At 44.8% G+C, this 23153-nt stretch carries 18 protein-coding genes; 6 read left to right on the top strand and 12 right to left on the bottom strand.

Features of this window, described 5'->3' with window-relative positions; translation table 11 throughout:
• Positions 1–16 precede the first annotated feature (16 nt).
• A complete protein-coding gene (gene gndA / locus GFS24_RS20430) occupies positions 17–1432 on the bottom strand; it encodes an NADP-dependent phosphogluconate dehydrogenase (RefSeq protein ID WP_153662655.1) in 1416 nt (471 codons plus the stop codon).
• A gap of 123 nt (positions 1433–1555) precedes the next feature.
• Here gndA and GFS24_RS20435 point away from each other — a divergent pair, with 123 nt between their 5' ends.
• The gene (locus tag GFS24_RS20435; protein ID WP_153662657.1) at positions 1556–1924 is read left to right on the top strand and encodes a hypothetical protein; all 369 of its coding nucleotides are present in this window, start codon (positions 1556–1558) and stop codon (positions 1922–1924) included.
• Between the two features lie 17 nt (positions 1925–1941).
• Positions 1942–2391, top strand: coding sequence for a VOC family protein (locus GFS24_RS20440; protein ID WP_153662659.1), 450 nt, complete (start codon positions 1942–1944; stop codon positions 2389–2391).
• Between the two features lie 184 nt (positions 2392–2575).
• Here GFS24_RS20440 and GFS24_RS20445 read toward each other — a convergent pair whose 3' ends face one another.
• The 3 genes from GFS24_RS20445 to GFS24_RS20455 form a co-directional block, all read right to left on the bottom strand.
• Positions 2576–3934 carry an SGNH/GDSL hydrolase family protein gene (locus GFS24_RS20445; RefSeq protein ID WP_153662660.1) on the bottom strand — a complete coding sequence of 453 codons (1359 nt, stop codon included), beginning with the start codon at positions 3932–3934 and terminating at the stop codon, positions 2576–2578.
• A gap of 64 nt (positions 3935–3998) precedes the next feature.
• Positions 3999–4856 (bottom strand): alpha/beta fold hydrolase, encoded by an 858-nt coding sequence (locus tag GFS24_RS20450; protein WP_153662661.1) that lies wholly within the window; start codon positions 4854–4856, stop codon positions 3999–4001.
• Between the two features lie 57 nt (positions 4857–4913).
• Positions 4914–5501 (bottom strand): TetR/AcrR family transcriptional regulator, encoded by a 588-nt coding sequence (locus GFS24_RS20455; protein ID WP_153662662.1) that lies wholly within the window; start codon positions 5499–5501, stop codon positions 4914–4916.
• A gap of 267 nt (positions 5502–5768) precedes the next feature.
• On the opposite strand from GFS24_RS20455, the gene GFS24_RS20460 reads away from it, so the two are divergent.
• Positions 5769–6914 (top strand): glycoside hydrolase family 105 protein, encoded by a 1146-nt coding sequence (locus GFS24_RS20460; protein WP_153662663.1) that lies wholly within the window; start codon positions 5769–5771, stop codon positions 6912–6914.
• A gap of 334 nt (positions 6915–7248) precedes the next feature.
• Here GFS24_RS20460 and GFS24_RS20465 read toward each other — a convergent pair whose 3' ends face one another.
• Complete coding sequence (locus tag GFS24_RS20465; RefSeq protein ID WP_153662664.1) at positions 7249–7965, bottom strand: DUF4198 domain-containing protein; 717 nt, start codon at positions 7963–7965, stop codon at positions 7249–7251.
• A 348-nt stretch (positions 7966–8313) separates the two neighbouring features.
• On the opposite strand from GFS24_RS20465, the gene GFS24_RS20470 reads away from it, so the two are divergent.
• Positions 8314–9408 carry a hypothetical protein gene (locus tag GFS24_RS20470; protein WP_153662665.1) on the top strand — a complete coding sequence of 365 codons (1095 nt, stop codon included), beginning with the start codon at positions 8314–8316 and terminating at the stop codon, positions 9406–9408.
• Here the strand turns inward: GFS24_RS20470 and GFS24_RS20475 are convergent.
• The gene (locus GFS24_RS20475; RefSeq protein WP_153662666.1) at positions 9402–10361 is read right to left on the bottom strand and encodes a zinc-binding alcohol dehydrogenase family protein; all 960 of its coding nucleotides are present in this window, start codon (positions 10359–10361) and stop codon (positions 9402–9404) included. The two genes, GFS24_RS20470 and GFS24_RS20475, sit on opposite strands and share 7 nt — an antisense overlap.
• 159 nt (positions 10362–10520) lie before the next feature.
• Here GFS24_RS20475 and GFS24_RS20480 point away from each other — a divergent pair, with 159 nt between their 5' ends.
• Together GFS24_RS20480 and GFS24_RS20485 are read left to right on the top strand one after the other, a co-directional pair.
• Positions 10521–11381: an AraC family transcriptional regulator gene (locus tag GFS24_RS20480; RefSeq protein ID WP_153662667.1), complete on the top strand. Its 861-nt coding sequence runs from the start codon at positions 10521–10523 to the stop codon at positions 11379–11381.
• 90 nt (positions 11382–11471) lie between these two features.
• Positions 11472–12845, top strand: a complete 1374-nt coding sequence (locus tag GFS24_RS20485; RefSeq protein ID WP_153662668.1) for a chloride channel protein — start codon at positions 11472–11474, stop codon at positions 12843–12845.
• 55 nt (positions 12846–12900) lie between these two features.
• Here the strand turns inward: GFS24_RS20485 and GFS24_RS20490 are convergent, their stop codons facing one another.
• The 6 genes from GFS24_RS20490 to GFS24_RS20515 all read right to left on the bottom strand — a co-directional run bounded on the left by GFS24_RS20490 (position 12901) and on the right by GFS24_RS20515 (position 23036).
• Complete coding sequence (locus tag GFS24_RS20490) at positions 12901–14439, bottom strand: choice-of-anchor I family protein (protein WP_153662669.1); 1539 nt, start codon at positions 14437–14439, stop codon at positions 12901–12903.
• A 118-nt stretch (positions 14440–14557) separates the two neighbouring features.
• On the bottom strand, positions 14558–16054 hold the full coding sequence (locus tag GFS24_RS20495; RefSeq protein ID WP_153662670.1) for a sialate O-acetylesterase: 1497 nt from the start codon (positions 16052–16054) through the stop codon (positions 14558–14560).
• A 1-nt stretch (position 16055) separates the two neighbouring features.
• Positions 16056–16979, bottom strand: a complete 924-nt coding sequence (locus tag GFS24_RS20500; protein WP_153662671.1) for a glycoside hydrolase family 43 protein — start codon at positions 16977–16979, stop codon at positions 16056–16058.
• 5 nt (positions 16980–16984) lie between these two features.
• Entirely contained in the window at positions 16985–19057 is a 2073-nt protein-coding gene (locus GFS24_RS20505) for a hypothetical protein (RefSeq protein WP_153662672.1), read from the bottom strand.
• Positions 19054–21792, bottom strand: a complete 2739-nt coding sequence (locus GFS24_RS20510; RefSeq protein ID WP_153662673.1) for a glycosyl hydrolase — start codon at positions 21790–21792, stop codon at positions 19054–19056. Before GFS24_RS20510 ends, GFS24_RS20505 begins: the two co-directional genes overlap by 4 nt.
• Positions 21793–22004: 212 nt before the next feature.
• Positions 22005–23036 (bottom strand): GntR family transcriptional regulator, encoded by a 1032-nt coding sequence (locus tag GFS24_RS20515; protein WP_153662674.1) that lies wholly within the window; start codon positions 23034–23036, stop codon positions 22005–22007.
• Positions 23037–23153 lie beyond the last annotated feature (117 nt).

Consider the following 23153-nt stretch of genomic DNA (forward strand, 5'->3'; position numbering starts at 1 on the left):
AAAAAAGTAAAAATGATTAATGATGCAGCCAGGTGGTATGAAAACTACCGGGCATATCTATTCGCTGATAAGTGTGGGCGCCAAAATAATCACGTTGCGCCTGCACCAGATTAGTAGGTAATTTTTCGCTGCGGTAAGCATCGAAATAAGAAAGTGCAGCCATAAAACCAGCAGCCGGAGAACCGGTTTGCGTAGCTTGTACCAGTACGGCACGCATGTTATGCTCTTTGCTCTTTACCTCTTCCGCCACACCGGCATTGAGTAAAAGGTTCGGTAATTCCGGCGCCAGTTTCAACGCATCGTAGAAAACGCTTAACAGGGCGGAACGGATAATGCAACCACCTCTCCATACTTTCAGTGCCTCCGGTAAAGGAATGTCCATTTCTAATGCGGAAGATGCACTATGCAGCATGGCCATCCCCTGTGCGTAACACATGATGGTAGCAAATTGCAGGGCATCTTTCACCTGAGAAATGAAAAGCGCTGTTTCCGTTGAAATGGGAATATTTGGTTCTTTGTAGATCTTTGAAGCGGCTACCCTTTCCTCTTTATAAGCGGAAATCGTACGCATGGAAACTGCTGTATCAATAATAGTAGCTGGAACGGCCAGGTCCATCGCATCCTGGGAAGTCCATTTGCCGGTACCTTTAGATCCTGCTTTATCCAGGATCACATCTATCATCCGTTGGCCGGATTTATCATCATCTTGTAAGAAGATGTCCGCCGTGATCTCCAGCAGGTAAGATTGCATGGGGCCACTGTTCCATTCTTTATATACCTGGTGAAGCTGGTCGTTATTCAGACCTGCTTTTTTCAGAAGTTCATAACTTTCGCTGATCAGCTGCATGATGGCATATTCAATACCATTGTGCACCATTTTCACATAGTGACCGGCAGCACCTTTTCCGAGGTAAGCTACACAGGGTTCACCATTCACTTTGGCAGCAATCGCTTCCAGTAAAGGTTTCACATGTGCGTAGGCTTCCTGATCCCCTCCCGGCATAATACTTGGGCCGGTTCTGGCTCCCTGCTCTCCTCCGGAAACGCCAACTCCCATGAAATGGAATCCGGCAGCTTTGGTGGAAATCACCCTGCGGAGGGTGTCTGTATAGTGAGAATTACCCCCATCTATAATAATGTCTCCCGGAGACAGCAAAGGTTTCAGGGCTTCCAGCACATCGTCTACCGGTTTACCGGCCGGAACGAGCATCATGATCTTCCGGGGGCTTTGCAGCTGGTTGATCATGTCTTCCAGCGTTACCACCCCTTTTACGCGGGTGCCCGCTGTGGCGGAAGATTCCAGGGCCCTGCCCTTTTCGGCATCTTTATCGAAGCCGATCACGGCGAACCCGTGATCCGCCATATTGAGCAGGAGATTACGCCCCATCACGCCCAAACCGATCATTCCAAATTCATACAAGCTATTTGCCATATAGAAATTTACTGTTGTATAGTGCGGCGAAATTAGCCAAAAATAGGCACAAAAATGTTATAGGAAAACAGGAAGAATGGGGCTATCTTACTGCTACTAATCCCCATACAATCCCAATACGAAATGAAAAAATCGACACTTTTCAGACATTACCTCCCCTGTATCTATTTCATTATCCTTGCCATTGCCATCCAAATTGGTGGTGCTGCGATCAACTTTCTCGGTCTCACTTTACTATTAATTTTCGGCACACTCCTGTTCTTTAAATCAGATGTGGCCAGAATGACCGTAGGCGGACTCATGCTTTTTGCCTCCATTTACTTTTCCCTTGCCCTGGCGGATGAAGCCAACGATGTGATCTCAGCCGGACAGGATTCCACAAAACTAGTACTGGTAGGCGGTTTGTTCATTGCAGGCACTTTCCTGATGTCCATTTTGCTAATTGTTCCATTAAATCTTCCTAAAAGGGTTCCTTTATATAACAGGAGATAAGTATCTTGTCTCCCGTTATGAAAAAAATCCTGCTTCTTGGCCTTTTCTCCTGTGCCGCACTCACTGTTGCCGCACAGACTAAAACACGTCCGGTACTGAACCATATTGCCCTGTATGTACAGGACCTGCAGAAAGCCACGGTATTTTACCGGGACCTGCTGGGATTGGATACCATTCCGGAACCTTTCCATGATAACAAACATACCTGGTTTTCGGTTGGCCCGGCCAGTCATTTACACCTGATTGCGGGTGCAAAAGCAAAACAGCAGGGCGACAGGAATACGCATATCTGTTTCAGCGTCCCCTCCGTGGAAGCGTTCATTGAAAGATTGGATAAAGCAGGCATGGAGTATATGAACTGGGCCGGGGAAATGAAAAAACTCACCGTGAGGGTGGATGGTGTGAAGCAGATCTATCTGCAGGATCCGGATGGATATTGGGTGGAAGTGAATGATGCGACTAAGTAAGGCACTGCTTATATTTTGAAAAAAATTCATGTGGATGCGCCCCATATTTTGAAAAAAGGGGCATTCATCTTTTGAAAAAAACTTCATGCAGATGGGGTTTTCATATTTTGAAAAAAAATCCCCTCCCTTTTTGCATTTAATAATTACGGCCAGATCTCTCATAGATATCTGGCCGTAATTAATATTATTGTTTCTTCAGCATAAACTTATGTACCACCGTTTTATTCAACAACGGTAAGGAATCCAGCGAAGCCTTCAGCTCAGCCATAATTTCCACTTCCTTCGGTTTATCTCTCATATACTGAACGAAATTCTTCCTCATACCATCTGTCTCGGGTTTCTTCGCCAGCGCCGTATCAAAGTAGTTCCGCACGTTATCCAATTTCTCTTTACCAGGTACCACATTCAAATGACGGTATTCCATCAGGCGAATTGTTCTCATCAAACCTTCCAGCCTCCAGTGTTTCTGGTATAATGCCTGTACTTTCAAGGCCTGCTGATATTGTGGAGAATGAGGTACCAGCGCAAGGTTCACTCCTCTTTGCAATTCTCCGGAAAAGTATTTTCCAATTTCCACATCATCTATCGTCAGGATGTAATTTCCCGGATCGAGGTAATTGAACTGTACCATATCCCTGTTCAGGTTCTCTGTAAAAGGTATCAGCTCCAGCGCTTTCTGCTGATCTTCCCTTACCGGGAAAGGCAATGCCTTTTCCAATGCAGTAAAAGTGATCGTAGATTTATCCCGTTTCAGATCAGAGATCACACAATTCGCACTTTTCCCCTGGCTCATTTTCGTATCCTGATCAACCACAATGTTAGCCACTACAACCGGCGCCTTGATGGTTTTCAGGAATTCCCAACCCATCAGCAGATGACCTATCCCACCAGGATGTACCCTGTCCTGACCGATCAAAGTAGCCATGGAATCTGTTTGCTGCACTTGTGCATTCAGCGTGGAAAGCATCGTCCAGTAATCCACCACCTGTAATTTATATTTCGCGGCGAACTCTTTGATATAACCTGCACAGGTCTTCAAGGCATCGTTTGCACCAAACATGTTAGCGGAGGCCATCTTTGAAGTCTGGTCATAAATAGAAGGCGTTTGCATGATCACCTTGATACCTTTAGCCAGGAAGATATTGATGATGCTGTCCAGGTTCCTTTTATAGACCACCAGTGCATCCTGTTGTTTTTCCTTGATACCCGGTTCGTCTTTCCGTTTTGGATCGTACAGTGGCCTGTTCACATCATTCATCCCGATCATGATCACAGCCCAGGTGGGGTTATGAATAAAGATGTCGTCATTCATCCGGCGAAGGATGCCTGCCGTCACATCCCCGGAAATGCCACAATTGAAAAACTCCACGCCCAGCTGAGGATAGCGGGTGTTGTAATAGAGCTGTACATTATGCCAGAAATCTCCGTTATGCGTAATGCTGTTTCCAACGAAACAAACCCTGTCTCCTTTCTTGAATTGCTGTGCTGAAACGGACAGTTGAAAGGTGATGATAATGGTGCTGAGGAATAAAAATGAGCGCATGGTATTATTAGCTATAAGACCGAAAAGTACTCATTTTTATGAGAAAGTAAAAGAGGATGTCTTTTTAAAGGTTTTTCCGCAGGAACTGATCTATCAACACACTGATCGCTTCATGATGGTCTTCCAGCGCAAAATGTCCCGTATCCAGCAAATGAAGATCAGCATTTTGCAGATCACGTTTATAAGGATGCGCGCCGGATGGAGGAAAGATAGGATCATTGGCCCCCCAGGTGATTAATGTTGGCGGCTGATATTTGCGGAAATAGGCCTGCCATTTTGGATACAGCGGAGGATTAGTACTATAGGATAAGAACAGCGCCAGCTGAATGTCCCTATTGCCCGGCCTGTCTAACAAAGACTGATCATGCTGCCAGTTATCCGGACTGATCTTCGTTTCATCCTGTACACCAAATACATATTGCCAGCGAACCAATTCAGGTTGCACCATCACTGCTACCCCTTCAATGTTCGCCGGGTTCTTAGGATCTTTCCAGTATTTAAAAATGGGTTCCCAGAAATCCGTCAATCCTTCTTCATAAGCATTTCCATTTTGTACCAGCAAGGCCTGTATCTTTTCCGGATTCCTTTCTGCAATGCGGTATCCAACAGGGGCGCCATAATCCATTACGTACATGCTGAATTTTTCCAGGCCGATAGTGTTGATGAATTCTTCTATTACCACAGACAGGTTGTCAAAGCTATACTCAAATTCCTGTACAGTGGGCATACTGCTGTAACCAAAACCCGGAAGATCAGGCGCCACCAGATAATATTTATCCGCGAGGTCTGCTATCAGGTTGCGGAACATATGCGAAGAAGTGGGAAACCCATGCAGCAGCAGGATAGCAGGTTTCTTTGGATCACCGGCCACGCGGTAAAAAATGTTCAATCCTTTGATCTGGATGTTCTTGTACTGTATCATATGGTGAAGTTTTAATTCTATACCGATTGGTCAAATATTAGTGTAAAAAAAAGGAGATCACGCTCCTTTGAAAATTTCGAGATTTAATTCTACCATCTTTTCCAGGTCCTTACGGCCATAGATCCTACGGGAGATATTGAGACCGTTCCACATGTTCACCAGGTATTTGGCCAAAGTTTCCGGAGGAATATTTCCTTTGAGATAACCTTCTTTCACTGCCTTCTTCATATAAGTAAGATAAATGGCTTCCACGTCCAGGAGTTTCTGGCGGGCCACTGCTGCCAGCTCTTCATCCATGCCGCTCATTTCACTTAATATCTTTATCAGGAAACATCCTTTCTTATGTGCCATGGGATCTGTGGGCCGTGCTACGTCCCGGAACATTTCCTTTACTGCATCGAGGGGATTTTTATGTTTGTCGAAATTAGCTTTGATATCCGCACCGCTTCTCTTCGCGAAATCATCAAACACCTGCAGGAACAATTCCCTTTTGTTGCCGAAAGCATTGTACATGCTTCCTTTATTGATGCCCATTGCCTGCAGGAGATCTTCTGTGGAAGCAGATTCATACCCCTTCACCCAGAACACTTCTGCTGCATCTGCAAGGGCCGTTCCTTCATTGAATTCTTTATTTCTACCCGACATAATACACCAAAGATAGTATTTTATACCAAACGGTCAAATATTCTTCTAAAAATAAATGCGCATTCGGGTAAATGCGCATTTGAAATAAAGGGGGATTGGGAACAACAAACAAACAGTTATTTTTTGACTAGCAGTGTAAAGATAATATCAAGCTTTGGTAAAATACCACGTACTACTGCTGATATTGCATTAAGCGTACTTTTACGCATGAAAAACTTAGGATTAAAGCAAACGTTTGCATAACTTAGGATCTTCTTAATTCACGATATGAAAACAGCAACTTTCTCTCTCTGGCTGGCAGCGTCCAGCTTATTGATCAGCAGCGCCAGTGTTGCGCAATCCGGCAAAAAGGATGGAGACCTAACCAACTTTCCAAAAGGATCTACTCCACAGGAGATCGGAAAAAAGGTGGCGGACCATTTTATTGCCTCACCACATCCTAACTTTGGCAGACCAGTACCTCCCAAAGTGATCACTTACCCGGAAACTTGTGCATGGTATGGTTCTCTTACCTTCGCAAAGGCAACAGGCAACAAAGCTATGACCAAACAACTGGCGGATCGTTTTGAACCCTTATTCGGTTCCCGGGACACCCTGATCCCAAAACCGGATCATGTGGACTACACTGTTTTCGGTTCTGTTCCACTGGAACTTTATCTGCAAACTAAAGACGCCCGTTATCTTACACTGGGTAAAAGATTTGCTGATAGTCAATGGGGAGAACCGGTAGGCCCAAGGGTAAATGCTGCTTCCCGCGAATTTTATAGCAAAGGGTACACCTGGCAAACCCGTCTGTGGATTGATGATATGTTTATGATCACCGCAGTGCAGTCTCAGGCAACCCGCGCTACGGGAGATCTTTCTTATATTAATAACGCAGCGAAGGAAATGATCCTTTATTTAGATTCCCTGCAAAAGCCCAATGGCCTTTTCTACCATGCGCCAAACGCTCCTTTCTTCTGGGGTCGTGGTAATGGTTGGATGGCTGCTGGTATGAGTGAATTATTACGTTCTGTTCCTAAAGATAATCCTAATCGCCCGCGTATCATGGCCGCTTATAAAACCATGATGGCTTCTCTGTTGAAATATCAGGCTGAAGATGGCATGTGGCGCCAACTCATAGATGATCCCACCTCCTGGCCGGAAACTTCCTGCACGGGAATGTTCACCTTTGCTATGATCACTGGTGTGAAAGAAGGTTGGCTGGATAAAGCTACTTATGGTCCTGCTGCGCGTAAAGCATGGCTGAAGCTGATCACTTATTTAGATGCCAATGCAGATATCAGTGAAGTATGCGAAGGTACCAACATGAAAAATGATCATCAATACTACCTGGATAGGAAACGCCTGGTAGGTGATATGCATGGCCAGGCGCCGATACTTTGGTGTGCTACGGCTCTGCTAAGGAAATAATCTGGCGGCATAAAATATTCAAGCTATTTTAAAAGTCCCTCCGGCTATGCGGGGGGATTTTTTTATTTGAGAGAGGGATTTTTTTATTCAAAAATCATGCTTTTAAAAAAAGGCCATCCTTCCAAAAGAAAAAAAATCTCCGCCCTTTGCTGCGCGGCAAACTGCCGGCATAAAATATTTAAGGGATTAAAAGCCCTCCCGGCAACGAGAGGTTTTTTTATTTTTCCTTAAAAGAAAACCCTCCGCCCTTTGCAGCGCGGCAAACTCCTAACAAAGAAAAATCCCCCGCCAAAATAAATCAGCGAGGGATAATGGGGTTTATTGCTTTAGTTGGTTATTTCACTTCAATACAATAAGTAGCACAACGCCAAACTGCTTCATAAGGTTTACCATTATGCTCACCAGGTTTTTTATCTGTATTCGCTACTTCCACAAAATAACGACCAGGCCAAATTGGCGTAAACTTAGCAGAGCCGGTACTGTCTGTCCAGAGTTTCTTACCCCAGCCATTCGGAGCATACACTTCCACTTCCTGATCACCCACCGGTAATTTATCCAGCAGCGCCTGCAGCGTAATACTTTCATTCACTTTATAAGCACCTTTAGCAATAGAATAAATGCTGATAGGATTCTTGTTCACAGAAGCCGCATCACCAACATTACTTTTACCCACCACTACAGCAGCACTGGCATGATAATCCAACCGGCTGCCATTGTAGAGGTCTTTTACAGAATGTTGCAGCAACACAGTGTACACACCATCTGCATCCGGCGTAAAAAATGCTTTATAATGATCAGAACCCGGAGCAGAGGTCAGCTTGATCTCTTTTTTATCAGGTGTGATCAGGGTAAGCGTATAAGATTTGGTATCAGAGAACCATTTATCCAAAGGAGAAATGTCTTTATCAGCATACTCACCCCAGAAAACACGCACTTCCTGTGGCTGTCCCTTTTTGCCGTTAGGACTGGTTTCAATCCAGAGGGCATGTCCAAATACCTGGGAACAAACCAGGGTAAACAAGGCAATCATTGAGAAAAATCGTACATTCATATAACCAGTGTTTTAGTTCAATTCCCGCAAAAGTAACTCTACAAGAGGGCTGGTTCTACTCGATTCGGAAAATCCATTTACGCAATACGGAAAAAAACAGGCTCTTCTGGTAGTATATTAACTGCCCGGCAAAAACCCATTTGTTGTGGACGCCTTCGCTACGTGTTTGATACTTGTTCGATCAGCCATTACCGGTAATTTTGTATCAGGATTGAAAAGGCATGAGAATTGCATATAGTAAGGCAAAGGGGTCCAAATTGCCCCCGAAAAAGGTAAATATTGCATAATTTAGTGATCCTGAACGTTAATATCCATTGGTGACTCTCTAACATTTAGAAATAATTATACATGAAACGGTTTTTATTATTCCTTGCTACGATCTTACCGCTGGTTTCAAGCGCCCAAAAACTCTCAGAAACAGCCGTAGAAGATGTTTCCACCAAAATGGCCACTCAATTCCTGAAGCTGAACGACCCAGCCCTGGTATTCGTGACCGAACAAATGAACCGCAGCGGTTCCGGCGGACTGGAAATCGACAAAACCATGCAGGAATTAAAGAAAGATCCGGCCGCGATGGACGCAGCCCTCAAATTCTTATTCCAGTACAGCGACTGTAACCGCCAAACCCTCATCTCGAATTTAAAGGCCATGAACATCCAATCCGGAAATGTGTTCCCGGTAGCGACATACGTGGTGAATAAATATAAAGGTGAAACCAAAGCCCTGCAGGAAGAAAAAACAGAGCTGTACAAGATCGGCGCCATTCCGAAAGTAATTTCCGTGATGGTGGCCCCTCCAACCAGTCAGGCACAAGCGGTAACCACTACTACCCTGCCCCCCGGCAGTACAGTACCCACTCCAACAAACACTGTAACAGACCAGCCCCAGGCTGCCCTCAGCGGCAATCCTGCAGCAGGACCAGCAGATACCCGCAACTGGGATGTACGCGTGATCTTCCAGATCAACACACCAACCCAGCTACAGCAGATCTATGGTAAAGAAAATATGGAACTCAGGGATGTGAATGACCTCGATGGAAATTCTGCCGGAAAAGCCTGGGTGATCTACCCGGACACAGATGATGAAATGGAAGTGATCTTCCACGAAGATTCCAGCAAATCCATCATGTTCGGAAAAGAGCGTTCCAAATGGAAACCACCCTTCGGCATAAAACCCGGAGACCCCATTGAAAAAGTAACCAAGGTGAACACCCGCGCCTTTAAAGTAAACGGTTTTGAATGGACCAACGGCGGAATCGTAGATAGCTGGCAGGGCGGCGCCATGGATAAAAAAGGCGTAGAGATCCTTTTCAGGGCAGTGAACACCGGCGATCCTAAACTGTACGATCAGTTCACCGGCGAAAAGAAATTCAGCTCAGATAATTCAGGTTTGAAGAGATTAGGCGTGATTGTGGAGAAAGTAGTGTTCACTACCTATCAATAATCTACCATTACTTTAATACTGTCTGAAGGGAAATTTTCCATGAAGGTTTTCAGTTCAGAAAAATGAACCCGGTGTGTGATAAAACGTACCGGGTTTATTGTTTTGTTTTTTATCGCCTGGGTGACCTGTTCAAAATCCTGGCGGGTCGCATTCCTGCTACTCATAACAGTGCCCTCCCGTTTATGCAGCTCCGGATGGGAGAAAGACAACGCTTCCTTCTGCAATCCAACTAACACGTAACGCCCGCCATGAGCGAGGTATTGCAATCCACCATTAATGGCTGCGAGATTACCTGTAGCATCCATCACCACATCTGCTACTATTTCAGCGGGATCATTCGTAATCGCAACATCTAATTCTTTTGCACAAAATGCCAGCCGTTCTTTGTTGAGATCAAATACGGTTACATGCCCTCCTGCTATTTTGGCGAAAGCAGCCAAACCCAAACCGATAGGCCCGGCACCAATGACCAATACTGTATCTCCGGGTTGAACATCTGCACGCCTTACACCATGTGCCCCAATGGCCAGGGGTTCTACCAGGGCCAGTTCATCTGCACTTAAGCCTTCATTTTTGACGAGAGCAGCAACAGGAACGGAAAGATATTCCACCATGCCGCCATCCACATGTACGCCGCAAACTTTCATCTGCACACAGCAATTCGTTTTGCCACGAAGGCAGGCGTTGCAAAAACCACAATGAAAGTAAGGGATGAACGTCACCACCTCTCCGGGTGTAAACCCTTCCACATTATCCATCAGCTCGCCAGCCAGTTCATGCCCCAGGATCCGGGGATAACTGAAGTAAGGCTGATTCCCTTTGAAAGCATGAAAATCCGTACCACAAATACCCGTCCGCCGGATGCGGATAATGGCATGGTCTTTCTTCTTTTCCGGTGCTTCGATGTCCTGGTATTCCAGCAATCCCGGTGCGCTGCAGATCAATGCTCTCATGTTAGTATATTACAATTATGGAGAAAATAAAATTTCCCACCTGCAAGTATAAAATTTCTGAAAATTAGCGTAGTATTGGTTTCTGATACAAACATAGAAAAACCTAGCCAATATTCGACACGTTTTCAGTTCAATTAATTGCGTTATATTAACATAGTTATGAAACCAGTATTGCGTCAGATGACAGCCACGCCGGACAATTCCTTTGTTGTTCGTAAAGACATGGGTGAGAGTATGTTAAACAATTGGCACTATCATGCCGAAATAGAATTCCTTTATATCAGGAAGAGCACCGGCACCTGGCTGGTGGGAGATCATATCGGACATTTCCAGGATGGGGATGTAGTGATGCTCGGCCCCAACCTGCCACATTGTTTCCGGCATGAAGCAGATGCCATGCAAGCCGGAGAAACCATCTGCGTGAAATTCCTGCCGGACATGATGGGCAATCACTTTTTGGAATTACCCGAAGCTAAATCCATCCAGCATATAATAGCAAAATCCAACACCGGTTTAAAACTGCAGGGCAGAACAAAAGAGCTGGCCGCTGGTATGATAGAAGAAATGCTGCAGGACTCCCCCGGCAAAAAGCTCGTGCATCTTTTATTACTGTTGCAGGAAGTGGCAGACAGCAAAGAAATAGTGCCGTTATCTTCGAAAGGTTTTATTCAATCCCCCGGAAACCCTGATGAAGAAAGGATCAAACTCATCTTCGAATATACCCTCAAACATTATCACCAGAAGATCTCTTTAGATAAAGTAGCTTCCCTTTTGCATATGACACGCCCTTCTTTCTGCCGTTTCTTCAAGAACAAAACGAAGAAAACATATGTGCAGTTCCTCATGGAAGTACGTATTGGTTATGCCTGTAAGCTGTTGGTAGAAGATGAAAAGAATGTGGCTGAAATAGGCTATGAGTGCGGGTATAACAACATCTCACATTTCAATCATCAGTTCAAGTCCATCACGCATAAAAAGCCGCTGGAGTATAAGAAGGATTATTTGCAGAAGAATAATTAACAGCAAAGGCAAGTATTAAACAGGAAATATCATTAATCAAGAATGACTCCATCAGGCATCCGTTAAATTCAGATTCCTTACATTAGCGCCATGGATAAGCTCAACAGACTGTTGATACACCTGGGCCGCTTCAGGGCACGATACACTTCACACCGGAACTTCCTCATCTTCCTCAGTTTTGTAGTGGGCGTAGTTGCCGCCATGGCAGCCGTTCTGCTAAAGATCACCGTACAATTCTTCGAACACCGCGTAGAGGCCATGAACAACTGGATGAACAGCAACTGGCTCTCCGCCATACTGCCATTAGTTGGTACCGGCATTTCCTTATTATTACTCACAAGGTTCTTCGGGCATAAACTCAACAGAGGTGTAGGTTTTATCATTCACAATATCATTACCAACAAAGGACGGATAGAAAAAAGACACACTTACGGCCACATCCTCACCAGTGCCATCACTGTAGCATTTGGCGGAAGCGTTGGACTGGAAGCGCCCATCGTAGCAACCGGAGCAGCCATCGGTTCCAACACAGCACATGATCTTCGCCTCTCTGCCAAAGACACTATCCTGCTGTTAGCATGCGGCACTGCAAGTGGCATTGCAGCTGTATTCAACAGCCCTGTGGCCGGGATCATTTTTGTACTGGAAATATTCCTGCTGGATTTCAGCATTCCTTTCTTCATTCCTTTACTCATCTCTACTGCCACAGCTACTGTTGTTTCACAACTCATTTATCCAGGCAAGTTCATATTCATTGCCAGTGAAAGCTGGAGCATGAAAGCCATTCCCTTTTATATTCTGCTGGGTATCCTTTGCGGCCTGGTATCTGTATACATTTCCCGCTCCGTAGATTTCATCGAAGGCTATTTTGAAAAAAGGACGATGAACTGGAAAAGCTGGCTCATTGCAGGTATCCCTTTGTGCATACTTATATTTTTTATACCGGGGCTATATGGAGAAGGATATTCCACTATCACTAACCTGCTGAAAGGAGAATACACCTCCCTCACCTCCCATTCATTATTACAATCTTACAGCCAGCATGCATGGGCCATCATACTGATGACGGTATTACTGCTGATCTTCAAAGTGATCTGCTCCTGTTTAACCATTAGTGCCGGCGGTAACGGAGGAATCTTTGCCCCTTCCATGATCACCGGCGGATTAACCGGTTTCCTGTTTGCTTACCTCGTAAATCTCTCCGGCATCTATCATCTTAATACACCTAACTTCATTATCACGGCCATGGCAGGCGTACTGGCCGGTGTGATGCATGCACCGTTAACAGCTATCTTCCTGCTCGCCGAGATCTCCGGCGGGTATAAATTATTCATCCCGCTGATGATCGTTACGGCTATTTCTTATTTCATCACACGGAAGTATGTGAAACATTCGGTGTATCACAAAGCCCTGGTAGAAAGGAAGATCATCACAGATCAAAGTGTCGACACAGATCATTTCTAGCATAAAAAAAGGGCCCGGTAAACACCAGGCCCTGATTGTAAGCATGAGATATTATTTACAGCGAATTCGGTTTGTACACTTTAATGAATCCATCATCTTCACTGCTCACTACCAGTAAGCTCTTCTTAATTGGACTATCTTTTGCAGAAATGAACAACACACCTTCCGGTGCATCGCCAGTTTTTACTATGCTCAGGTAAACAGGAGCAGCAGGGTTGGTGATATCATACATCGCCACCGCATCCACTCTTTCCATACCCACAAAGGCAACAGTTTTCTTACCCACTACACCGATAGTGATCCCTTCCGGTTCAATACTTTTATCATCACTGCGGCCATCTTCATATACAACAACACCGGATGTATTTACTTTTGCATCTAGTTCATTTTTGCTATCGTAGATCTGTGCACCGGTGTTACCGTTCCAAACGCTAAAGGAACGGGCGCCCATTGAATATATTACATCCAGGAACCCATCTCCGTTAATATCTCCATCTCTGTAAAGGATGTTCAATCTGCCCAATTGCGCTGGCAGTTTCAGGTTCGCAGCATCTGGAAATACAGTAGGATCAAGCTTTACATCATTAGAAGACAATCTCTTAACATCTGTATAAGCAGCGTACTCACGTGCATCACCTTCATTAACTGTAAAGAGGTGAGGAATGTTACCACTCATTACAACAGCGATAGCATCCGGCATATAAACACCTTTCACTTTATTTTTCTTAGGAGCAAAACCACCATCCTGATCACTCAGGTCCATCATGTTGGCATCCGTATTATAATCTTTAAAACCAAGCGGGAAAAGGTCCGTAATAGTTTTAGTAGTAAGATTGATCTTAGCGATTGCATTGTTCTCCTGCAAAGTAACCCAGGCCGTTTTTGAATCCGGCGCAACAGTTACATATTCAGGTTCCATATCTTTTGCAAACGTGGTATTCAAACCACCGATCCGCAACCCTTTCGCAGCAAGCGTAGTTGATTGAGCAGCAAAAGAAGAGAAATCCAGGTTCACTACACTGTAATTATCATTTACAGAAATGATGGATACAGTACCCGTGGGATCATTTGTGTAATCAGCGTTAGGTTCTCCTTCATTAGCGGTGAGGATGAATGCTCCATCCGGGCTAAAAGTCACCATATCAGGCAATGCGCCTACAGGTATAACTTTCACTACGCTGTAATCACTGGTATTAAATACCACTACTTTCCCGTCGTTCTGTTTAACAGGGGCTTCAATAGCAGCCGCTAATTTTCCATTGTAAATGGCTATGCTGTTAACCGCACCATAAGCTACCACGCTGATCTCCGTGATCTTTTTCAAATTAGCAGGATCAGCAAAATCGATCACAACGATCTTGTTTACGTCACCTTCAAGATTAGATACAGTAAAGAGACGTTTGGTGATGGGGTCATAAGCAGAAATTTCAGCAGCACCAGGTTTAGCTGGTACTACACCAATATTCAGTCCGGTACCTAATTCAGTAAAAGTGGAGGGGTCTTCATCCACAAAAAAGGGCGCGTCCTTTTTATCTTTGTTACAGGCAAATAAAGTGGCAATCACTAAAAGAGAAAGTAAATTTTTAACGTGCATGTCATCAGGTTTATTTCGCCACGATGATACAGCACTGGGTTAAACGCAATGTGAACAAATGATTATTAAATCGTTAACAAAAAAGCCGGTAAGAAGGTCTTACCGGCTTTTTGCAATACTAATTTTTCCCTTCTGTTGTCTGTTTCCAGTTATCTGTTTTGAAGGGTGATGCCGGAAGCCCCGATTTATTAAAGAGATTAGGATGCGGGAAGTTCCTCCAGGCAAAACGCACCGCTACCGGCTGCGATACTGCATCACTCCATACTACCACCGTTTTCCCTTCAATCTGTGCCTGTGCAGGTACAAACTGTTGATCATTGCCGGCAATCGCAAACTCCTGCAGGGGACCACCCTGTACCGCCAGATCACCTGTATGATCAAAAGAGATGCGGATCTTATTCCCTTCTACTTTGTAAGAACTATACAGCGGACCGGAAACGGAAATGTTCTTACCATATTCATTTTTCAAGGCCCAGCGGGAAAGCCTTTCCCCCACCACTTTTTTATTGCGTGGATGAATATCCAGCGAGTCCCCGTTATCCGTTGTTACCACCATTCCAGTGTGCTTTACGGTTCTGTAAGTATAAAACTGAGCATCCCTGATCTCAGGGCTCTGACCACGATGCGGAGATATCTGCACGAAATAGAAAGGCAGATCTTCGTTCTTAAAGTCCTTCCGCCAACTGTCTATCATAGCCGGGAAAAGCCGGCGGTATTGATAAGCACGATCTGAATTGGATTCTCCCTGGTACCAGATCACACCTTTCAAAGTATAATTCACAATTGGCGCAATCATGCCATTGTATAATTTATAGGGCCCTTTACTGTTATTCGGCCCCATAGGCTCTCTTGGCGCCGCACCCTTTTTGCTGCTGGTATCTGCCTTCCATTTTTCCATCACTTGCTTATGTTTCTCTATAGCCACCGGGTATTCTGCCAATTGCTGGCGAAAGCGGTCCATGATCACTTTAAAGTCCTTGTCGTTTTCCAGCACTTCCTGTTTTGTCCAGGACTCTGCAGGCGTACCGCCCCAGGTGGAATTGATGATCCCTACCGGGTAACCTGTTTCCTTTAAAACTTCCTTCGCAAAATAGTACGCCACTGCAGAAAAGTTTTCTACCGTTTGCGGGGAACAGACTTTCCATTCGCCGGAGAAATCCTCCTGTGGTTCGTCGGCTACCTTATTCTTTACATCTATCATGCGGATGTTAGGATAATTGGCAGATGCGATCTCTTCCTGGTAATTGAGTACACCGGTATAATTATTACTCTGCCGCACCACTACAAATTCCATGTTGGATTGTCCGGATGCAAGCCATACCTCACCAAGCAATACATTCCTCACTTCTACATCATTGAAACGCAAAGTGTAAGGTCCACCAGCCTTACCGGTTTTCACGCGCACAGACCATTTGCCTGCCACATCTGCCTTCACCGTCTGATCCACTTTTGCCCAGCTGCCTTCCACCTTTACCACCTCACCCGGTTGTGCCCATCCCCATAAGGTAACGGTGCTCTGCTGCTGCAGCACCATATTATCACTGATAATAGCGGGTAGCTTTACCTGTGCCATTGCGGGAATACCCAGCAATAAAAAAAACATCAACTTATACATGCTATTGATTTAATTTATTAAACTCATCTTTTGTTACTATGAATATTGTTCCATGCCGCAAACCCTTTGGCAGTGATATTTTATTGGATACATCTTTCCAATCCTTACCATCAACTGACTCAATGGCCCCATATTTATGATCCCTGTATTTATCAAAATACACCAGCCATTTTCCCTTCATCTTTAGCACAGTAGGTCCCTCTGCCCAATAATTACCTGTAATAGGAGCAGTCGGCTTGCTATAAGGCCCCGTTAATTGTTTACTGGTAGAAATACGGATATTCTTCTGCGGTGGGTTCCTTGTTTCATCTTTCAGGAACATTATATACTCATTACCGTTAGGAATGATAGTAGCATCAATTACATTGAAGCCATGATCGTATAAAAGTTTCGCCGGACTGAACTGCGAAAAATCTTTCGTGGTCACATAATACATCCGGTGATTGTAGTTATTATCCCCTGTACGCTCTCCCGCAGGGAACCTCCCCGGAATAGTTGTGGCCCAATAGATCATGTATTCCTTCTTCTTTGCATCATAGGTGATCTCCGGCGCCCAGCAATTCCGTGTTGCCGGTTCGTACGCCATCACCGGAATATCTTTTTGTGCAGACCAATGGATCAGGTCACGGGAGGAAGCATACCCAATGCTTTGTTCATTCCAGCTAACGGTCCATACCATGTGGAACAGCCCATCCGCACCACGGATAATACAGGGATCCCGCATCAGTTGATCTTTCCCGGCAGTGGGTTTCAGGAAAGAACTGTCATGCTTTAAGGTCTTCCAGCTGTAACCATCCATGCTATAGGCCAGGTGTAAACCGTCCTGCCCATTGTCTTTAAAATAAGAAAAGAGGTATACTGAATCCTGGGCTACAGTAACCTTCATCATCAGTATTAAAAAAATAGTGCTGCAGATCTTTTTCATCTTGCCTAAAACATTTTTTCCAATCCTTCCCATTTTATCTTCCATTTTCCATTTGAAGGAAAACCAATATTACCCGTTGCATCCGCATCCGTTCCTGTACACATCATGGCCACTGCACTTAACAGGCCGCCGTTTCCTGGCAGATAAATGGTTAATCTTTCATCCTGGTAATTGTGTCCGTTTAAGAGATAGGTATTTGTGCGGATGGGCATGAACAATGCATCCAGCGCCTTTTCCGGCAGATGTAATCTTGCTGCCGTCATGGCCACCAAAGGGAAATCCCATCCCCAGGTATTGTTCCATTTCCATTTATCCCACACCAGTTCCAGTGTGTTCTTCATGATGGTTGTATCTAATCCGTTGGCAGCAGGAATGGTGGCATATGCCGCCAATACCGCAGGATGATCTTTGAGGTAGCCTTCATTCGTATAACAATCCGGTGTGCTTTCTGTAGCTAAGTAAACGTTGTTTTGCTGTGGCAAAGGAGCTAACCTGTCTATCACCTCCTGCCACTTTTTATTCTTTGGCAAACCTGATCGAACCCGCCATTGCTGCGCAATGTTTAACGCCCAATGCCAGTAAGCCAGTTCATAAGTAGGGTTAAAAGTGGTCCGTGGATCGAAACATTCCTGTGCCGGGATGAGGCCTTTGCCCAGGTTATACTTTTTAGTAACAGGATCCAGCACAGGATAAGACGCCATGAAATCCGCCGTAGCAAACAGCAATTCTTTATATTTCCGCAAAGCTTTTTTATCATGGCGATACAGCATTTCTGCCATGTAGATAAAATGCGGTTGCTGCCAGATAAGGAAAGATCCTATGGAAGAAGGGGCCTCATTACCTTCATGGTCTGTCATCTTTTGCCAACGCAGCCCTTCATACCCTTGCCGTTTAGCCAGGAGTTTTGCTTTCCCTGCTACTTTAAAATACCAGTCCAAACTTCTTTCCATCAACTCCGGCCTGCCCCATAATGCAAAGTGCACTACGTGCCACCAATGCATTTCAAGATGTGGTTTGCCATACCAACTGTTGTAAGTAAGGCCCGTTTCCTGCGGTGGAAAACCACCTGAGCACTGGATCTTAGTAAGGTACTGAGATAGCACAACCCTTCTCTCCAATTCAAACGCCCTCGGATCTGTACTCCCTGCAAAATCAACAGCCCCACCACTACTCCAGAATTGTTCCCAATGTTTTTTATTATTCTCTCTGATAGATGAAAATGCAGAAACCCCCACCGGCCGTGATGAAAATCCAACCGCAATATCAAAGTGTTTACCACGCGGAGGAATCACCCATACCACTTGTTTCGCATTCTGTACACGCGCAGGAAGAGAACTTTTCATTTGTATAAAATGCTGCGCATTGCCTATTTTTAAAGCTCTACCATCCAATGCAGACTCTACCACTTTAGCCCCCCCGATCTTCTCCCAGTTAACCCCCACATCTTTCCACTCTCCTGTCGGCTCCGGTACCCGCAGCCTGATCTTCAAACGCCCTTGCACCAACAGATCAGAAGTAATACTAAAAGCCACCGCATCCCGTATTTGATCCCCCACCGTGATCACTTTCACCGTATCTCCCTCCACAGTAAATCGACTGGAAATCTCCCCTGTCCACAGATCCAACTGCTGGTCTATGTTACGGATATCTTCCAAAGCAGCCAGCGATCCATCTTTCTTCGTGATCTCCATGGCCACATTACCTAATTGCAAACGATGCGGATTAGCCCGGAAATAGTCTACAGCAGGTGATTTTGTTTGCACCGCATAAGAAACTTTCCTTCCATTGAAATCGTAATCCTTCAACGTTTCCTCAAAGCGGTAATGCCCTGTATCCGGAACACTCCTCCATCCCCAAACAGATTGTGTACCCAATGGTACGCCCGCTGCATAAAATTCAGGGAAGCTTTGCATACCGGTAACATCTACCGTAAAAGCAAAATTTCCATTCCCCACAGAGAGGGACGACAAAGCTTCCGCTTTATTGATATGTACTGTATGCCGCTGCACAACCGCCTTGCGATTGATCTGCGCTACTGCTGGTTGAAACAGCAACAAAAAAAATAACACTTTTCTCATTTCCTAATATAATTAACCGGTCTCAAAGTTACAGGGCCTAACAAACCAGATGCTTTCGGCTCCCAGCCTTTAGCAGTAAACAATCCATCCGCCCCACGATTAGCAGGTAATCTTGCCGGCATATTAGTATTATAGAATTTCTTCCATTCCACCCCACGTTTATCCAGATCAATGATCCGGTTAGCCATACCATTCGTAACAACTATCCGTAATTCATTATCTGCCAACAAAGGAATGGTCAGTTTATACACCGGCCCGATCAATGTAGCCAGTCGTTTCCCATTGAGGAACACTTCCGCACTTTCACCCACCGCACCTAAATTCAATTCCCATGCATCTGCTTTACCTGCAGGTTTTTTAAAACGTATGCTGTATTGTGCAGTGCCAGAAAAAGTCTCAGAAATAGTGGTCCAGGAACCTAAATGAGTAGCTGTGGATGCAGGTAAAGTCGGCCCACCGGACAGGAATTCCAAATTCCATTTACCTGTGATGAGCGTAGCGTCACCAACCGGCTTCGTATAAACAAACCCCTCACCACCAAACACCCCCGTTTGAATAATACAACTCTCGCCGGGTTCCAAAGTTACATACACCTGTAACTTCCCATCACTGCCCGTTTTAGTCATAGCCACCCCTTTACGATCCAGCATAGGATCAAACAATGCAGCGCCCTTCGCTTTGGAGCTAAGCGGGATATAATCCGTAATAGGGCTCTTACCCGTATTGCTGATAAAATAATAATGTCCATTGTTATAAGCGCGGCGTACAAATTGCAGGTGTTTAAATGTTTCCTGCCGCACAGCCGCCGCTTTCATCAATTCAGATAAATGATTATTCAGGAATGCATTCTTCGAAGAAGACAATTCCTGCAATTTCTTTTTAAATGCTGCTTTCCTGGAAGCTAATTGAAAATACCCCGGTACATCCTGTGGTAAGTTTTCATACATCACTACTTTAGCCCCCGCTTTCACCAGCTCAATCAGTTTATCCAAAGTCTCCAGCGGAAGGTATTTCACATCCGCCAAAAGAATAGTCTGATACTGCCCTCCGCCTGCTGTCTGGATCTTTCCATTTACCGCTTTGGCTTTTAATAATTGCAGATCAGAGATCAGGTCGAAGGTGTACCCTTCTTCCAGCAGTTCCTCACCAGCCTCTTCAAACTTACTGCCATGAAACCCTTCCATCCCATCAAAGTGATGCAGCATCTCACGCCCAGGCTGACTGTTACGATCATGGAAAGGGAAATACAGCAATACATCATTATCACTTTTCCCCAACTGTAAAAACGACTGGCAACGCGCCACATAACTATTCAGCGCACCAAAATCTTTCCAGAAAGGATTCGCCGGTGTAAAGTGTACCGCAGCATAAAACAACCATCCCGGCCATATTTCATTTTGCGGAGAGTAATTAGTACCGTGATAGAAGATATGATTCACTCCACCTACGAAGTATTTATCAATAGCCAGTTTCACATCCCCCAGTGAAGATTGAAAATGTTCATTCAACCAGGTAGCCGCTTCCGCAGATGCCAGTGGTTTCCCACTCACGTTTGCGGTAGAAGTAGCAAATTTGAAACGAAGGATATCTGTACCTTCCGTTTCAGGAATATCTATCGCATCATACAGATCAAGGATGTTAGAAGGAGAACCATGACTCTGATTGCGGATCAGCTTACCTTTTGCACTGGCCCATTGATGCCATGGACGGGTAAACTTCTCAAGCAGCAATTCAGAAATCGTCATGCGGTAATCGTACAATACCCTTAAATGTTTCTCTGAACTGTCTACCGTCAATAAAGCAGGTAATTCATTCCGAAGATCATACCCGCGTTTTTTCCGGAAAGCATCAAAAAGATCTGGCGTCCAGTTTGCCTGACCACGTGCATCATCTACTTCATAAGAGTCATTGAAAAAACTTCGCAGGCCGGTAAGATCGCTACCAGCAAATGCTTTATCAAAATGCCCGAGATAATGATCTATAGCCGGAGACGAAAAGTGATCAATCGCCAATCCTTCTCCACCTGGCGCAGCGCGCTCTACCATTTTCCCATGCCAGCCCTGAAAAAGCGCATACAACGAAACACGATAAGGAGCAGTCCAATTTAATTTTCCCTGCGCATCCACCTTATATGTGATATCGGTAAACTGCCCTTTTTCGTCATAAGCAATTAAGGATACAAGTGGTAATGGTTTTGCAAACCGTACCTGATCTAATGCTAACCCTTGCAGATCTTTATTCGCTGCAATAGGTTCCACTAATACGAGGTCCTTCGGTAATGGTTTGGAATTAGCACTCCGCACAATAGGTTCCTGAAGAAAAACAATCTTCATCTCCAACTGCTCACCGGATACCAACGTGTATTTTTTAAACGCAAGGTATTTACTCGCATCCGTATCCGTTACCCACGGCCCACCAAAAGGCCAACCGGTTCCGGTAGCCATATCAATCCCCAGGTTCAAACGTTTTGCTTCCTGTAAAGTAAACTGCAGCATCTCCATCCACTTCGGTGTGAGGAATGGAATGAACTGTTGTTCTTTTCCTTTTATACCATAAATAGGTGTGATCTCCAATCCGCCCAAACCGGCCTTTTCATATTGGGCCATGGCAGCGGTTAAGCCAGACTTATCTACAGCACTGCCTTCCCACCACCACCTGGTCCATGGTTTAGCGGACTGGGTGATCACCGGCCACTTTACCTGGGCCGTAGTGGTTTCGAAAACAAATAGGAGCAATAAGATAAGATGGGCTCGTTTCAATATAAGAATGTTGCAGTAATGAAAAACGTGGTTTATAGTCCTTACACCTGAACTTGGCAGAGGTCACCAGAAGGTAAATTTTGGCTATTTACTAAAACTATTGAATATAAGCATAGTAACTATCCTGATCTATCCTGCATTTTCAGATAAATATTATGCAATCGTTCCCGGAGAAAAAGAACATCCAACTATAAGGATTCCCTCATCGTAATGTAGAAAGGAACTTCTATCTGTTCCCTGGAATTATCGAGGATTAATTGCGCCGCCATTTCTCCCATGATCCTGAAATCTGTGGAGATAGTGGTGAGCCCGTTGAGGATGAGCTTTTTGAGGGGTGTTTCATTGTAAGATATAATACCTACATCTTTCCCTATCACAAGGCCAAGGGAAATGATCTTCTCTATCAATACAACAAGATCGTTCTCCCGCAAATTAATATATACGTCACCGGGTTGAATATTCTCTGTAGCAATATCACTCACTACCTTTCCGCTGAAAGCATAGTTCTGGCAAAACTGCTGGAAGCCGAGGAAGATCTCTTCCGGGTAATAGGAATAATCAGGGAAGATCATTTTGATCACCTGGTACTTTTGCAGTTTATCTCTTGCCTGTTCCAGCGCTTCGTAGATGTCTTTCTGAAAGTTCTCATATACAGCACCATAGTCTCCCGTTACACCTTTCAGTTTTTTATCCAGCAGGATTAGTTTCTCTTTCGGGATGGTGTTGATCACTTCATCCACATTATCCCATCTTTCCCGGAAGTGCGGGAGGATCACTACGTGCGAGTATTCTTCCAGTTTCTGCGTGAGCAACTTTTTGAATAACCCGAAATCACTGTTATAGATATAGAAATCAATACTTGCCTGCTCACCCAGCTTAAGGGCAAAGGAATCGTAAATGATCTTTTTATGTTCGCTTAACTTGTTAAATAAAAGAAGGATCTTAAACTGGCGGCCAAGGTCTACGTTCTTTACATAATACCCTTTACCAGGTACAGAGCCCAGCACGCCCAGTCCTTTTAAATATTTGTAGGCTTTCTCTGCCGTATCCCGCGAGATCTCAAATACATAACTCACTTCGTTGATAGAAGGCAGTACATCATCCAGCTGCACCTTTTCATCTGCAATGGCTTTGATAATAGAGTTAGCCAGTTGATAATATTTAGGTGTAGCCGAGAAATCGTCAATAAAGAGATACTTAAAGATCGGATGTTGCTTCATGTGCACGCTGGAATTTTGCCAGCAGACAAGATACTGAAAAAACAGGGCAAAAGCGTCCATAAAGCCCTATTTTCGGGAAAAGCATGACAGTCCATGACGGTTATAGGACGCCCATGC

Source organism: Chitinophaga sp. SYP-B3965 (genome assembly GCF_009647655.1).
In the GTDB taxonomy this organism is placed as follows: Bacteria; Bacteroidota; Bacteroidia; order Chitinophagales; family Chitinophagaceae; genus Chitinophaga.

Excerpts from the sequence above, each read along its gene's own strand:
- GFS24_RS20465 (WP_153662664.1), bottom strand. The coding sequence starts at position 7,965 with ATGAATGTACGATTTTTCTCAATGATTGCCTTGTTTACCCTGGTTTGT.
- GFS24_RS20460 (WP_153662663.1), top strand. The coding sequence starts at position 5,769 with ATGAAAACAGCAACTTTCTCTCTCTGGCTGGCAGCGTCCAGCTTATTG.
- GFS24_RS20470 (WP_153662665.1), top strand. The coding sequence starts at position 8,314 with ATGAAACGGTTTTTATTATTCCTTGCTACGATCTTACCGCTGGTTTCA.
- GFS24_RS20490 (WP_153662669.1), bottom strand. The coding sequence starts at position 14,439 with ATGCACGTTAAAAATTTACTTTCTCTTTTAGTGATTGCCACTTTATTT.
- GFS24_RS20455 (WP_153662662.1), bottom strand. The coding sequence starts at position 5,501 with ATGTCGGGTAGAAATAAAGAATTCAATGAAGGAACGGCCCTTGCAGAT.
- GFS24_RS20445 (WP_153662660.1), bottom strand. The coding sequence starts at position 3,934 with ATGCGCTCATTTTTATTCCTCAGCACCATTATCATCACCTTTCAACTG.
- GFS24_RS20505 (WP_153662672.1), bottom strand. The coding sequence starts at position 19,057 with ATGAGAAAAGTGTTATTTTTTTTGTTGCTGTTTCAACCAGCAGTAGCG.
- GFS24_RS20480 (WP_153662667.1), top strand. The coding sequence starts at position 10,521 with ATGAAACCAGTATTGCGTCAGATGACAGCCACGCCGGACAATTCCTTT.
- GFS24_RS20475 (WP_153662666.1), bottom strand. The coding sequence starts at position 10,361 with ATGAGAGCATTGATCTGCAGCGCACCGGGATTGCTGGAATACCAGGAC.
- GFS24_RS20500 (WP_153662671.1), bottom strand. The coding sequence starts at position 16,979 with ATGAAAAAGATCTGCAGCACTATTTTTTTAATACTGATGATGAAGGTT.
- GFS24_RS20435 (WP_153662657.1), top strand. The coding sequence starts at position 1,556 with ATGAAAAAATCGACACTTTTCAGACATTACCTCCCCTGTATCTATTTC.
- GFS24_RS20495 (WP_153662670.1), bottom strand. The coding sequence starts at position 16,054 with ATGTATAAGTTGATGTTTTTTTTATTGCTGGGTATTCCCGCAATGGCA.
- gndA (WP_153662655.1), bottom strand. The coding sequence starts at position 1,432 with ATGGCAAATAGCTTGTATGAATTTGGAATGATCGGTTTGGGCGTGATG.
- GFS24_RS20440 (WP_153662659.1), top strand. The coding sequence starts at position 1,942 with ATGAAAAAAATCCTGCTTCTTGGCCTTTTCTCCTGTGCCGCACTCACT.
- GFS24_RS20515 (WP_153662674.1), bottom strand. The coding sequence starts at position 23,036 with ATGAAGCAACATCCGATCTTTAAGTATCTCTTTATTGACGATTTCTCG.
- GFS24_RS20485 (WP_153662668.1), top strand. The coding sequence starts at position 11,472 with ATGGATAAGCTCAACAGACTGTTGATACACCTGGGCCGCTTCAGGGCA.
- GFS24_RS20450 (WP_153662661.1), bottom strand. The coding sequence starts at position 4,856 with ATGATACAGTACAAGAACATCCAGATCAAAGGATTGAACATTTTTTAC.